The organism is Pseudocolwellia sp. G5-9 (assembly GCF_055808995.1).
In genome coordinates this window covers 267,959-281,640 of the sequence record NZ_CM147893.1, presented here as the reverse complement: position 1 = coordinate 281,640, position 13,682 = coordinate 267,959, and the positions used below count along the sequence as shown (strand labels likewise).

General features: G+C 34.3%; 12 protein-coding genes. 3 read left to right on the top strand and 9 right to left on the bottom strand.

The genetic code is table 11. The features are described from left to right. The first annotated feature begins 227 nt into the window (after positions 1-227). The 3 genes from nrdA (at position 228) to yfaE (ending at position 4,094) form a co-directional block, all read left to right on the top strand. On the top strand, positions 228-2,501 hold the full coding sequence (nrdA, locus tag AC0L5Q_RS01190; protein WP_473613758.1) for a class 1a ribonucleoside-diphosphate reductase subunit alpha: 2,274 nt from the start codon (positions 228-230) through the stop codon (positions 2,499-2,501). A 109-nt stretch (positions 2,502-2,610) separates the two neighbouring features. Next, entirely contained in the window at positions 2,611-3,741 is a 1,131-nt protein-coding gene (nrdB, locus tag AC0L5Q_RS01185; protein ID WP_473613756.1) for a class Ia ribonucleoside-diphosphate reductase subunit beta, read from the top strand. 53 nt (positions 3,742-3,794) lie between these two features. After that, positions 3,795-4,094: a class I ribonucleotide reductase maintenance protein YfaE gene (gene yfaE, locus AC0L5Q_RS01180; RefSeq protein ID WP_473613754.1), complete on the top strand. Its 300-nt coding sequence runs from the start codon at positions 3,795-3,797 to the stop codon at positions 4,092-4,094. Positions 4,095-4,152: 58 nt separating this feature from the next. Here the strand turns inward: yfaE and AC0L5Q_RS01175 are convergent, their stop codons facing one another. The 9 genes from AC0L5Q_RS01175 to AC0L5Q_RS01135 all read right to left on the bottom strand — a co-directional run bounded on the left by AC0L5Q_RS01175 (position 4,153) and on the right by AC0L5Q_RS01135 (position 13,670). Further along, entirely contained in the window at positions 4,153-4,533 is a 381-nt protein-coding gene (locus tag AC0L5Q_RS01175) for an Hpt domain-containing protein (RefSeq protein WP_473613751.1), read from the bottom strand. Between the two features lie 87 nt (positions 4,534-4,620). Further along, positions 4,621-6,342, bottom strand: coding sequence for a SpoIIE family protein phosphatase (locus AC0L5Q_RS01170; RefSeq protein ID WP_473613748.1), 1,722 nt, complete (start codon positions 6,340-6,342; stop codon positions 4,621-4,623). 2 nt (positions 6,343-6,344) lie between these two features. Then, complete coding sequence (locus AC0L5Q_RS01165) at positions 6,345-6,653, bottom strand: STAS domain-containing protein (RefSeq protein WP_473613746.1); 309 nt, start codon at positions 6,651-6,653, stop codon at positions 6,345-6,347. 28 nt (positions 6,654-6,681) lie between these two features. Next, a complete protein-coding gene (locus AC0L5Q_RS01160) occupies positions 6,682-7,875 on the bottom strand; it encodes a methyl-accepting chemotaxis protein (protein ID WP_473613745.1) in 1,194 nt (397 codons plus the stop codon). Beyond that, on the bottom strand, positions 7,865-8,929 hold the full coding sequence (locus AC0L5Q_RS01155; protein WP_473613742.1) for a protein-glutamate methylesterase/protein-glutamine glutaminase: 1,065 nt from the start codon (positions 8,927-8,929) through the stop codon (positions 7,865-7,867). Before AC0L5Q_RS01155 ends, AC0L5Q_RS01160 begins: the two co-directional genes overlap by 11 nt. 21 nt (positions 8,930-8,950) lie before the next feature. Further along, positions 8,951-9,613 carry a chemoreceptor glutamine deamidase CheD gene (gene cheD, locus AC0L5Q_RS01150; protein ID WP_473613739.1) on the bottom strand — a complete coding sequence of 221 codons (663 nt, stop codon included), beginning with the start codon at positions 9,611-9,613 and terminating at the stop codon, positions 8,951-8,953. 24 nt (positions 9,614-9,637) lie between these two features. Then, the gene (locus tag AC0L5Q_RS01145; RefSeq protein WP_473613736.1) at positions 9,638-10,477 is read right to left on the bottom strand and encodes a CheR family methyltransferase; all 840 of its coding nucleotides are present in this window, start codon (positions 10,475-10,477) and stop codon (positions 9,638-9,640) included. Positions 10,478-10,486: 9 nt separating this feature from the next. Continuing rightward, complete coding sequence (locus AC0L5Q_RS01140) at positions 10,487-13,141, bottom strand: methyl-accepting chemotaxis protein (RefSeq protein ID WP_473613734.1); 2,655 nt, start codon at positions 13,139-13,141, stop codon at positions 10,487-10,489. 40 nt (positions 13,142-13,181) lie between these two features. After that, positions 13,182-13,670, bottom strand: a complete 489-nt coding sequence (locus tag AC0L5Q_RS01135) for a chemotaxis protein CheW (protein WP_473613732.1) — start codon at positions 13,668-13,670, stop codon at positions 13,182-13,184. Positions 13,671-13,682: the final 12 nt, after the last annotated feature.

Here is a 13,682-nt window from a genome sequence, read left to right as displayed (position 1 = left end):
CCTTACTAAGTTAGTTGTTACTAACTGAATTTTTATAGTAGAGCATGACCTTAAATACATTAAATTTTAACACTTGCAATAGCCCTAAAACCTCACTATCTTGTGATCAGTTTTTATAAAACCCCAACATGTAGTGTATTTATTATCCACAAGCACTAGGTGGGGTTTAATTATTATAAATGTTCACATACGAACAAGCAGAACTATAAATTAATTACAGGTCTTTCATGAATAACAACCTTTTTGTTACTAAGCGTAACGGCAAAAAAGAACCCATTGATTTAGAAAAAATCCATCAAGTTATTGATTGGGCCGCGGAGGGATTAAATAATGTTTCCGTATCTCAAGTTGAATTAAAATCACATATACAATTTTATGATGGAATTAAAACAGCAGATATTCATGAAACCATTATTAAATCAGCCGCTGATTTAATATCAGAAGAAACACCTGACTATCAGTTTTTGTCTGCTCGTTTAGCTATTTTTCATCTACGAAAAAAAGCATACGGTAAATTCGAACCGCCTAAGTTATATGAACATGTAATTTCTTTAGTTGCATCTGGTAAATATGACCAACACTTAATAACGGATTACACGCAAGATGAATTTGAAGCAATGGAGCAGTTTTTAGACCATCGCCGAGACTTAAATTTTAGCTACGCGGCTGTAAAACAGTTAGAAGGTAAATACCTTGTTCAAAACCGTGTAAGTGGTGAAATTTACGAAAGTGCCCAGTTCTTATACATACTTGTTGCTGCGTGTTTATTTGCAAAATATCCAAAAGAAACACGTTTAAAATATGTTGAAGGTTTTTACAACGCTATATCTACCTTTAAAATTTCTTTACCTACGCCCATTATGGCAGGTGTAAGAACTCCTACTCGTCAATTCTCTTCTTGTGTACTTATTGAGTGTGGCGATAGTTTAGATTCGATTAATGCGGCATCTAGCTCAATTGTGAAATACGTTTCACAACGTGCAGGTATTGGTATTAATGCAGGTCGTATTAGAGCTTTAGGTAGCTCAATTAGAAATGGTGAAGCGTTTCACACCGGTTGTATTCCATTTTTCAAACACTTTCAAACAGCCGTTAAAAGTTGTTCTCAAGGTGGTGTTCGCGGCGGCGCTGCTACCTTATTCTACCCATTGTGGCACTTAGAAGTTGAAAGTTTACTGGTTTTAAAAAATAACCGTGGTGTTGAAGAAAACCGTGTTCGTCATTTAGATTACGGTGTTCAGTTTAATAAAGTAATGTATCAACGCTTAATTAAAGGTGAGTCTATTACCTTATTTAGTCCAAGCGATGTACCCGGTTTATATGATGCGTTTTTTGAAGATCAAGACGAGTTTGAAGCCTTATATACAAAATATGAAGCTGATCCATCCATTCGTAAAAAATGTATAAAAGCGATTGAGTTATTTACCTTGTTTGCACAAGAGCGTGCAAGTACAGGTCGTATCTATTTGCAAAACGTAGATCACTGTAATACGCATAGTCCATTTGATCCAAAACAAGCACCTATTAGGCAAAGTAACCTGTGTTTAGAAATAGCACTACCAACCAAGCCAATGAACGACATTAATGATCCTAATGGTGAAATTGCTTTATGTACACTTTCAGCCTTTAACTTAGGTGCTATTGAAAGCTTAGATGAGCTTGACCATTTAGCTGACTTAGCTGTTCGTGCTCTAGATAGTTTACTAGATTATCAAGACTACCCAATGCCGGCTGCTAAAAATGCGACGGTTGGTAGACGTACATTAGGTATTGGTGTTATTAACTACGCTTATTATTTAGCTAAAAATGGCTTGTATTATTCGAATGGAAGTGCAAATAACCTCACTCATAAAACATTTGAAGCAATACAGTATTATTTATTAAAAGCCAGTAACAACCTAGCTAAAGAAATGGGTGCTTGTCCTAAATTCAATGAAACTCGATTATCAAAAGGTATCTTACCTATAGATACTTACAAAAAAGAGATTGATAAAATTGTTAGCGAACCACTCCACTTAGACTGGGATAGTTTACGTGCTGATATTATGGAATTTGGTGTAAGAAACTCTACAGTTTCGGCATTAATGCCTTCAGAAACATCATCACAAATATCTAATGCAACCAATGGTATCGAACCACCTCGTGGTCTTATAAGTGTTAAAGCAAGTAAAGATGGCATATTAAAACAAGTTGTACCTGATTACGCTAATTTAAAAGATAACTATGAATTACTTTGGAATATTCCAAGTAACCAAGGTTATTTAGAGCTAGTCGGTATTATGCAGAAATTTATCGATCAAACCATCTCAGCTAATACTAACTATGATCCGTCACGTTTTGAAGGTAGAAAAGTACCTATTAAACAAGTGTTGAAAGACATATTAACGGCTTATAAGTTAGGTATAAAAACAATGTATTATCACAATACTAGAGATGGTGCTGACGACAGTCAGGTAGAAGTTGAAGACGATGACTGTGCCGGCGGCGCCTGTAAAATCTAAATACTGTAAGTATTCATTTAATCAAACATTGTAATTAATATAATAATAACAATCTGTATTAGTAAAATATTTATATCAAACTTATGTTTGATATTTTCAGGGAAAATAAATGACGTATACAACGTTTAATCAGTCGGCTAATAATGCTTTATTAGAGCCTATGTTTTTCGGACAAAGTGTTAATGTAAGCCGTTACGATCAACAGAAGTTTGTAAATTTCGAACGATTAATAGAAAAACAATTATCATTTTTTTGGCGACCTGAAGAAGTAGATGTTTCTAAAGATCGTTCAGATTGGCAGAGTCTTACGGATTCAGAAAAACACATTTTTATTTCAAATCTCAAGTACCAAACATTACTTGATAGCATGGCTGCTCGTTCAGTTAATGCAGTATTACTTCCTTTAGTATCATTGCCTGAACTTGAAACCTGGGTTGAAACATGGGCGTTTAGTGAAACCATTCACTCTCGTTCTTATACCCATATTTTAAGAAATTTATTCTCAGACCCTAGCGAAGTATTCGATGATATTGTCGTCAACCCCGCTATTTTAAAAAGAGCAGCAAGTATAGCTAAATACTTTGATGACGTAATACTAACAACTCAATTACTACAATCTCAAGGAGAAGGTAGTTACGAAGTTAATGGTGAAACCATTGAAGTATCAATGCGTAAATTAAAGGAACGCTTATACCTTGCTATATGTTCTGTTAACGCCTTAGAAGCTATTCGTTTTTATGTAAGTTTTGCTTGTTCTTTTGCCTTTGCAGAGCGTGAGCTGTTAGAAGGTAACGCTAAAATTATTAAGTTAATTGCTCGTGATGAGGCTTTACATTTAACAGGCACACAAACCATTCTCAATTTATGGAGTAATGGGCAAGATGATCCTGAAATGCAAGAAATCTGTAAAACATTGAAAGATCAAGGTCGTCAAGTTTTCTTAGATGTTGTTGATCAAGAAAAAGAGTGGGCAGAGTACCTTTTTAAAGATGGTTCAATGATTGGTGTAAATGCTGAAATTTTAAAACAATATATTGAATATATCAGTAATCAAAGAATGACAGCTATAGGCTTAGATGCGCCTTTTGATATAAAAACAAACCCGCTTCCATGGATAAACGCCTATTTATCAAGCGATAATGTTCAAGTAGCGCCACAAGAAACTGAAATATCTAGCTACCTTGTGGGACAAGTGGATTCGTCTGTATCTTCTGATGATTTCGACGACTTCGATTTATAATTTTATTAATATTGAACAAAGCATTAGCATGCTGATTTATAGGTGTTTACAAAATGAAAGATGCTAATGCTAGTCCTCCTTCGACCTCAGCAGATAACCCTATAAAAATTTCAATTGAAGGCACAACTGTTCTCTATAAAGATTCAGAAAAAACACTGCTAGAATTTTTAGAGGGTGAACACTATGAAATACATTATCATTGTAGAGATGGGTATTGTGGTGCTTGTCGTATAACCTTAAACTGTGGCGAGATAAATTACTTTAAAGGTGAGCCTTTAGCCTACGTTGGACAAAACGAAATTCTGCCATGTTGTTGTAAACCCAAAAGTGATATTGATATCACTTTAATTTAAAGCAATTAACTTACACCGGCAGTGGTAAATTCGACTTAATAACTTCAAATTTTACTCATCAGCTTTTATTTAATAATACTAGCTCTATTCCCTCCATTACTTTAGTAAACTCCGGTTTTAAAGCGTCTAATAGCCCCTGATAGTCACTATCTCTTCTCTCATTAATCGCAATATCTAATAACTTTACTTGTTCAAATAACGTCATAGCCCCAATAGAACAAGCCACTCCTTTTAAAGTATGCACTAAACGTTTACAGTTATCAGGATCATCCCCTAATATCGCTTTTTGAATATTGTCATCGTCTTGAGCATGATCTTCATAAAACATGAGTATAATTTCTTTATATATCTCATCATCACCTAACACATTACCTACACCAATTTCATAATCAATACCGGGCAATTGCATTTTACACCTATCTATATCGCGATTATTCAATCCTTATCCCCTTAATACATAAAGTGTTTTATAAAACCTGTTTTTCCATTCATTGAAAAATAGATAATTTAAAAAATGAAGAATCATCTAAGCAGTCCAAGCATAAGACGCCTCAACTATACTTCCATTATTTTTATAAACTAAAGATTCACATAATTGCTCTAGCATCATGATACCTCGCCCATAAAGTCGCGTATTTATTTCTTGATCTCTATTTTGCTTATTAATATCAAAACCTTTTCCACTATCACTGATATAAATTTTAATTCGCCCTCCGTCATCAATAGGGTAATAACTTAATTTTATATCAACAAATCCCGTATTTAATTTAGCCAAGCGAGTTTCACGTTCATTAAAATATAACACGAACCCTTCCGCAGTACTTTTCAAATCAGATCCTAGCTCCAAAACACCATGGTCTAATGCATTAATAAAAAGCTCTGTTAATATAGTGTATAGATTTTGCCAATGATCAGAGTCACCTTCTATTTCGGTTATCTGATTTAATGCCATAGGAATGGGATTTATTTTAGCTAATCTTGAACCTGATAATTTAAGTTGCCATCTCCAAGCACACGATAAACCACCATCATGATAAACAACTTTTTTATTTTCATTTTTTATTACAGTGGATTCTTCGCTATCTTTAGATGATAACCAACCACTACAAGGTATATCTATTAATGATATATCATCTTCTTGAGGCATATTTTGACAGAAAATCATCATATCTTTTAATACCGTAGCACTCACATTCTTAGCAATAATACCTTTTTTTAATGATCGCTCAAAACGCTCAAATTCAAACATTTTTCCTTGGTCGTTTCTGGCTTCAACAATACCATCGCTAATTAATTCTATTCTGTCAGTATAGTCTACAGATAACACAGTTAAATGAGTTTCAACAATAAGTTGTGGTAAAACCCCCAAAGGAGGATGAGAAGATGCAATTTTGTGTTTTATATCGCCTTTATTTGACATGATATAAACATCAGGTAAACCAGCATTAAAAATATAAGCTGACTTATCATGCTCAGAAATACTCACAAAAGCAGCGCCTAAAAATAAATCAGGGGGTAATAAAGCATATAACTGTTTATTAATTTGAGTAATAATGTCAAATAACGCAAAGCCTTTACGAGTCATGGTTCTAAAGGTTTCAGCTAAAGGAATCGCACCAATAGAAGACCTAAGTCCATGGCCAGTAAAGTCTCCTAACATTACATTTAGGTTGCCATTTGGAGATAAGGCGGTTAATTGAATATCGCCACTAAATAGCGCAGCAGCTTGTTTTACTATACCAATTTTATCTAATGCGAAATTCCTCGCTTCTATAACGCCAGACATTAATCGTTCAGCTAATTCAGCATCTTTTTGTTGCTCTTGTTGCAATGATTTAACCTGACCGTATAAATCACTAATACGTTGAAGTGATTTAATTTTAGATTTAAATACTTTTGGAGAAAAAGGCCTAACTAAAATACCATCACCACCAGCATCTACACTATCAATATAAGCTTCCTCTGTATCATTACTGGTAATAAAAATTAAGGGACATAGGCTATTTTGGGAGAGGCTTTTTATTTTTCGAGTGGCTGAATACCCATTCATAATAGGCATATTTATATCCATCAAGACAAGATCTGGTTGATATTTTATATATTTTTCAATCCCTTCAGCACCATTATGCGCCATGATCACACGATACTTTTCTTCTTCTAAAAGAATACTTAGCATCTTGCACTGCACTTTAGAGTCATCAACAACCAGCGCTAATTTCCCATATTGATTACTTAAGGGTTTATTCATTTTTAGCTCTCTATTTTCATTAATTTATGAAATTGAGCTATTTCTAATATTTTATTTACGGTTTCACTAGGTTTTCTAATAATAACGCTGCCAGAATTACTTTCTGCATGGTCTTTCAATAATAAGATCATACCTAATGCAGAACTGTCCATATAAGAAGTTAAAGAAAGATCTAATATGTATTCAGTATTATTTGACTCTACATCAATATAAGAATCTCTAAATATCTGGTGCAAGGAAAAATCAAAACGTTCTGATATTCCAATAATAAGTTGATTCTTTTCTCGTAAAACTTGAACTTTAATCCCCATTATAACTTCCTCATAGATTCAAAATTTATCAAAATAAATCAACTTCACCTTCATCCATAGATGATTGTGATACTGAGCGATTTTCATTTACTTTATTCGTTTTATCGAAAGCGTCTTTACATTTTAATAGAATATCTTGGAGCGTATTAGAAGCACGTTCATCCTCTATGTTAATCGTTAAGAGCATATTACTTAGCAAAGCTAACGTGTCTAAATTACATTTAACTGATGTCAGTGTTTGATTAGTTAAGTCTTCAAATTGCAGCGATCTGACTCCTAGCGCTACGGTGTTATCTATTTGAGGCGTTAATGAAGCTAAGCTATTAATGATATCACCACTGTCCCTGTTAACTTTCGCAACATGAACAACCATATTACTCACATACTCTTTTGATTCTAAAGTTGATGTCATATCAGCTGACGCCATAGTTTCAACAGCTTCCCTTAGGTTTTTAATCATGTGTTGTGCTGTAAAAATTTCTTTTCGAATATCATTATTTAAATCTGTGGAGTTAACAGATAAAGCACGTACTTCGGATGCTACCACAGCAAAACCTCTTCCTGCTTCGCCAGCTCTTGCAGCTTCAATTGCCGCATTTAGCGCTAATAAATTAGTTTGGCTTGCAAGATTTTCTACTTCTGCCAATAAGCCAAAAATTCCATCTAATTGTTTAGACATATCATTAGTAAAAGACATTGCCTGTAAGCTCTGTTTACTCGTTGTTATAATAACGCCAACAAATTCTTCTAATGTTTTACTTGAATCATGAACAAACTCTTCAAGGGTTGTACCTTTTTCATCTCCTATGTTCATATGATTATTAATCACTTTATTCATCATTTCGTGCTGCTCACCACTTAAACTTTGTAAAGACTTAAAGCTTTGTGATAAACCTTCTGCAGCTTCTCTCACGAGTATGTTGGTTCTATCGAGTTCGGTATCTATAACAGACACTTGTTGCCCTACTAAAGAACTCAATTGTTCAAGTGTTGATTTTAAAAGTTTATTATTGTTGTCATGTGTATTACTAACGCTACTAACAGACTTGTCATTAATTATAGTCGTTTTTTTAGTGATAAATATTAAATAACCAAAAATCCCAACTAAAGAAACATTGAGTACTAAATCGATATTATTAAAGTCAATAAAAAGTACATTAACTAATTGATAAGCAGAAATAGCCCCTCCAATAAAAATAGGATATATAAGTTTATTTTTCACTTTTAATCACCTTCATTTCAGTTTTATCTAATGACGCGTAGGTCAATAATTCAGGAGCTATGCTTAACAAGTCAGTTTGTTTTCTATGAGCATTTAATTTGAAAGCAGCCCCAGGCATTCCCCAAATAAGACTACTTTCTTCGCTTTGAATAATAGTCATTGCTCTGTTATTTTTAAGCGCTAATAACCCCTTGGCTCCGTCTTGTCCCATGCCCGTCAATAAAATAGCTTGAGTATTGTCTGCTATTGGGAGTAAAGAATTAAAGAGAACATCAACCGATGGTTTATGTCTGTTAACTTCTTCTGAGTCTTCTAATATACAAAAAAGCGCTCCTCCTTTACTTTCAACTTTAAGGTGTTGATCTCCTGGAGCAATATAAACATTACCTTCTTTTATTTTTTGTCCATGCTTAGCTTCTTGTACTTTCATACAACAGTATTTATCCATTCGAATAGCAAAATGGGCACTAAAAACTTTAGGTATATGAAGTGTAATAACAATTGGAGGGCTATTTTCAGGTAAACCTAATAACACATGTTTAATCGCCTCAGTACCTCCAGTAGAAGCTCCAATAGCCACTAAGTGATTCTTTCTTTTACAGCCTAAAAAAGCGTTAGCATGAGATACAGCCTTTGCTGTAACTTTATGTTCAATATTTGCTGCAAATTTAATTTTATCTACAAGCGTTTCTTTAAAGTTTTCTTTTAAAGATAATAGTTCTTTAAAACTAGGCTTAGCTATAAAATCAATTGCACCTAACTCAAGTGCCTTTAACGTAACCTCTGCTCCTTGGGTTGTTAAGGTCGATAGCATTAATACTGGCATAGGCCTTAAGCGCATTAAGTTACCTAAAAATGTAATACCGTCCATTTTTGGCATTTCAACATCTAAGGTAAGTACGTCTGGATTTAGCTTTTTAATTAAATCTCGAGCAACATAAGGATCTTTTGCTTCGCCTATTACTTCTATCTCAGGTTCATCTCGAAGTACCTCTTTTACAATACTGCGAATTACTGAAGAATCGTCAACAATAAGTACTTTTATTTTATCCAAACTTTTTCCCTTGTAATTGAATTAAAATAACTCTACATCACCAGAAACATCACTTTGATTGAGACTACTACTATATTCTGTTTCACGATTTACAATGGTATCGTTGTTTAAGTTGTCTATCGGTTTAACAAAAGCACGTCCTGTATCAGGAAAAAACATCACTTTACGTGGATGAAAGTCTCCTAAATCTGAGCTTTCAATTACAATATTTTCTGTTGCTAAGTACGACAAAACAAACTCTATATTTCGCTCTCCCACATCAGACATACCCTTTAAAACTTTACCTCCACCAAATACTTTTGCTCGTAAATTAAATCGTCGTCCTCCATTTTTTAAAATAAGATTAATTAAATGTTCCATAGCAAAGTTACCATAACGCGTAGCATCTGATGTTAATCCTCTTTTTCCCCAATCAACTTCATGAGCTTCTTTTGATGTTAAAGGAAGCATAAAATGATTCATTCCCCCGATACCTGAACGATTATCCCAAATACATGCTGATACACACGAGCCTAACGTAGTAGCAATTCCTACTTGCTCTCGTGTTATGTAAAATTCTCCAGGTAAGATTTTGGCTACAACAATTTCTCTATCTTTATCCCAATAGTGATTAATATGCCTAAACTCAGGTAAGCAGCGCTTTTTACACTCATCTACTTGAGTATTTGTTCTATATATATTCATAACGCAACATTCCTGCAAAATACCCTAGTCCAACTTTCTAAAAATAGTACGACCAACACTTTTAAAATATTCTTGAAAAGCCCCTAAGTTCTCGCTGTGACCCAGTATTAATAATCCATTGGATGCCAATAATTGATGATACCTTTCAAATAATTGCCTTTGAGTTTTTTTGTCAAAATAGATAATGACATTTCGACAAAAAATAACATCAAATGGCCCTTTCATTGGCCAACCATTCATCAAGTTGAGTTCTTTAAATGTAATAAGCTGCTGTAATTCAGGCGTTACCCTTACTTTAGAACTATTAATACCGGTACCTCGAGAAAAGTACTTTCTTTTTAAATTATCGGGGATATCTTCAATGCGTTTAGCGTCATATATCCCCTGCTTTCCAGTGTTAAGTACATTGCTGTCTATATCTGTAGCTAAAATCTTTACATCCCAAGTATTGAGTAAGGTTTTGAAAGATTCTTTAACCGTTATAGCAATACTGTAAGGTTCTTCTCCTGTTGAGCTGGCACTACACCAAATTCTTAAACGCTTGCTTTTTTGCTTCATTAATCGTGGAAATTCATGACCTCTTAAATACTCAAAATGATGTTCTTCACGAAAAAAACTGGTTAAATTGGTTGTTAATGCATTAATAAAATAGCTTTGCTCTTCATCAGAGTTAGTTTTAAGTAACTGACAGTAATCTGAAAATGACTCAAGATGCCTATCTCTTATAATACGAGTGAATCGTCGATAAACCATTTCTCGCTTACTACTGTTAAGCACAATGCCTGATTTGTCATAAATATAACGACAAACAAAGTCAAAATCGGCGTCACTCAGTTTTTGCCGATTATCTCTAGAGTCTGCCATAATAGATACCTAAAACTCTTCCCACTCTTGATCTGACGGCGTACTTACACGAGGTGTATTTACTCTGCTATTTGAAACTGTTCTATCTCTGCTCGGTCTTTGAGCATGGCTACTTCTATTGGGTTGTAACTTAACGACTTGATGTCTATTTGTTTCTGGCTGATTGTTATTACTGGTATTAAAGAAGGCAACCTGATCAAGTAACGATTGTGATTGTTCTTCCATCGATTTACTTGAAGCTGCTGCTTCTTCAACAAGAGCAGCATTTTGTTGAGTCATTTCATCCATTTGACTCACTGCAGCACTTACTTCTCCAATACCTGCAGATTGTTCTTTACCTGCACTATCAATATCGCTGATCATTTTACTTACATCTTCAATTGCACTCACAAGTTCAGAAAATGTTTGTCCCGTTTCATCAACTAGCTTAGTGCCTTGCCCTACTGCTTCTACACTATCGTTGATAAGTCCTTTAATTTCTTTTGCTGCTCCCGCAGAACGTTGTGCTAAATTTCTAACTTCAGCTGCTACTACTGCAAAACCTCGTCCTTGTTCACCCGCTCTTGCGGCTTCTACCGCTGCATTTAATGCAAGTAAGTTTGTTTGGAATGCAATTTCATCAATAACACTAATAATATCGGCAATTTTTTTACTCGATTTATTAATATCGCTCATGGCTGTAATAGCACTTTTCACCACTTCTCCGCCATTACTTGCTTTAACCATAACGGATGAAGATAACTTACTAGCTTCTGTGGCATTTTCTGCATTTTGTTGAACTGTACTGGTTAGTTCTTCCATCGCAGAGGCTGTTTCTTCAAGACTTGAAGCTTGAGACTCTGTTCTATGGCTAAGTTCGTTATTCCCTTCTGCTATTTCTCTCGCTGAATCGAATACATTAGTTGATGCTTTACGTATTTCATCAACCATGGAGTTAAGTACATCAAGTACCTCGTTAATTGCATTACCGATAATACTGAACTCACCGACTAATTCTGTTTCTATGCCTTGCGATAAGTCGCCTTTAGACATAGTAATTAGAGTTTCTTTTATTTGTGCAATAGCACGTTTTCTAGCGGTTATATCCGTAGCATATTTAACAACTTTGAACGGTTTACCATTGAGATCTAAAATAGGATTATAAGAAGCTTGTATCCATATTTCTTTACCACCTTTACCAATACGCTTGTATTCGTTACTGTCGTAATCGCCTCGATTTAAGCCTTCCCAGAAAGCTCTATATTCATGGCTTACCTTATAATCTGGCTCAACAAATAAGCTGTGATGCTGACCTTTTATTTCATCGAGTGAATAACCAAGAGCATTTAAAAAGTTATCATTTGCTGTAATAATAGTACCGTCCATATTAAATTCGATAACCGCTTGTGATTTACCTATAGCACTGATTTGACCTGAGAAATCAGCATTATTTAATTTTTGTTCGGTTACGTCTGATGCGTACTTAACTACTTTAAAAGGTTTGCCATTTAAATCTAGAATAGGATTATAAGAAGCTTGTATCCAAACTTCTTTACCACCTTTCGCTATTCGCTTGTATTCATTACTGTCATATTCACCACGATTTAGGCTTTCCCAAAAAGCTTTATATTCGTGGCTTACTTTATAGTCTGCTTCTACAAACATACTATGGTGCTGTCCTTGAACTTCTTCTAGGGTATAGCCAACTGTGTTTAAAAAATTCTCATTTGCCGTAATTATAGTGCCGTCCATATTAAATTCGATTACCGCTTGAGATTTTCCTATCGCACTAATTTGACCTGAATAATCGGCATTACGTAACTTCTGCTCGGTAATATCCGTCGCGTATTTTACAACTTTAATAGGTGTGCCATCTAAATCTAAAATAGGGTTATAAGAGGCTTGTATCCAAATTTCTTTTCCTCCTTTACCTAATCGCTTGTATTCATTGCTGTCATATTCACCTTTATTTAGGTTTTCCCAAAAAGTCTTATATTCCTGACTTTCTTTGTAATCAGGCTCAACAAACATACTATGATGTTGGCCTTGAACTTCTTCTAGTGTATAACCCACAGCATTCAAAAAATTATCATTTGCTGTAACAATAGTACCGTCCATATTAAATTCAATCACCGCTTGAGATTTACCTATGGCTTCCATTTTAGCTACCATTTCTCGATATTCAGCTTCTTTAACTTGTTCGGTTGATGTTTTTTTAACTTGATTCATTTTATTTATATTCCCTTTCATTTGAGCGTTGTCGTTTACAATAGGTGTATCTATAAACGTATTAACAAGAACATTACTTAAAAATTGTTTATTAGCAGAACCCCATGCTTTTTTTAATGTGGCGGTAAAGTTAGCACCTTGGTGTTCTTCCAACGCTCCTAAAAAAGCATTCTCGATACTATCTAAATGAGCTTCATCCAATGGATTATTCGCGCGCTTAACGTTCAGCTTATCAATAGTTGCTTGTAATTTTTCAGGTTCATCAAGTAGCTTTATTGATGCATCAAGCGTTGTGATTAATTTGTTACTATGTTCTGTAGTACAATTGACTAAACTAGTCTTTAAAAAAGGGCTAATTTCAAATAGGTTTTTATAATAATATTCAATAACCTCCGTAACTGAAGGTTTAAGTTTTTGCCAACTCCCTTGTACTAACTCTATTTGTTTTGGGGTCATAATTACTCCCGTAAACCCAAGTTCTAGTTTAAGTATTGTTTTAAATTTCTGCTTCTAATGAAGGTTCACTTTGATTAAAACTATACAATTCGTCTTGGTTTAATAACGTTTGTGTTTCTAACAAAATGATAAGTTTATCTTCGACTGAGGCTAACCCTCTTAAAAAGCAACTATCTATTTGATTACCAAATTCAGGTGCTTTACGAATAGAGTTTTTATTAAATTTATAAACTTCTGATACTGAATCAACAACAATTCCTACTACCATAGGTTTTTGTGTTTTTTGAGTACGTAAAATAATAGTGACCGTTTGCTCGTTGTATTCTAATGGCGCTAAACCAAAGCGCTGTCTCAGATCTACAATAGGTATAATAACGCCACGCAAATTTATAACGCCTTTAATATAATCAGGTTTATTTGGTAGCTCTGTGACCGAACTCCATACTCTAATTTCTTGCACACATAATATATCTACGCCAAATTCTTCACCATTTAATACAAAAGTTAGATATTCTTGTTCATGTTCCATGGTATCTCTCTT

Bases quoted from the DNA above. Each gene is read 5' to 3' on its own strand.
- nrdA (WP_473613758.1), top strand. From the start codon at position 228: ATGAATAACAACCTTTTTGTTACTAAGCGTAACGGCAAAAAAGAACCC.
- nrdB (WP_473613756.1), top strand. From the start codon at position 2,611: ATGACGTATACAACGTTTAATCAGTCGGCTAATAATGCTTTATTAGAG.
- yfaE (WP_473613754.1), top strand. From the start codon at position 3,795: ATGAAAGATGCTAATGCTAGTCCTCCTTCGACCTCAGCAGATAACCCT.
- AC0L5Q_RS01170 (WP_473613748.1), bottom strand. From the start codon at position 6,342: ATGAATAAACCCTTAAGTAATCAATATGGGAAATTAGCGCTGGTTGTT.
- AC0L5Q_RS01165 (WP_473613746.1), bottom strand. From the start codon at position 6,653: ATGGGGATTAAAGTTCAAGTTTTACGAGAAAAGAATCAACTTATTATT.
- cheD (WP_473613739.1), bottom strand. From the start codon at position 9,613: ATGAATATATATAGAACAAATACTCAAGTAGATGAGTGTAAAAAGCGC.
- AC0L5Q_RS01145 (WP_473613736.1), bottom strand. From the start codon at position 10,477: ATGGCAGACTCTAGAGATAATCGGCAAAAACTGAGTGACGCCGATTTT.
- AC0L5Q_RS01140 (WP_473613734.1), bottom strand. From the start codon at position 13,141: ATGACCCCAAAACAAATAGAGTTAGTACAAGGGAGTTGGCAAAAACTT.
- AC0L5Q_RS01135 (WP_473613732.1), bottom strand. From the start codon at position 13,670: ATGGAACATGAACAAGAATATCTAACTTTTGTATTAAATGGTGAAGAA.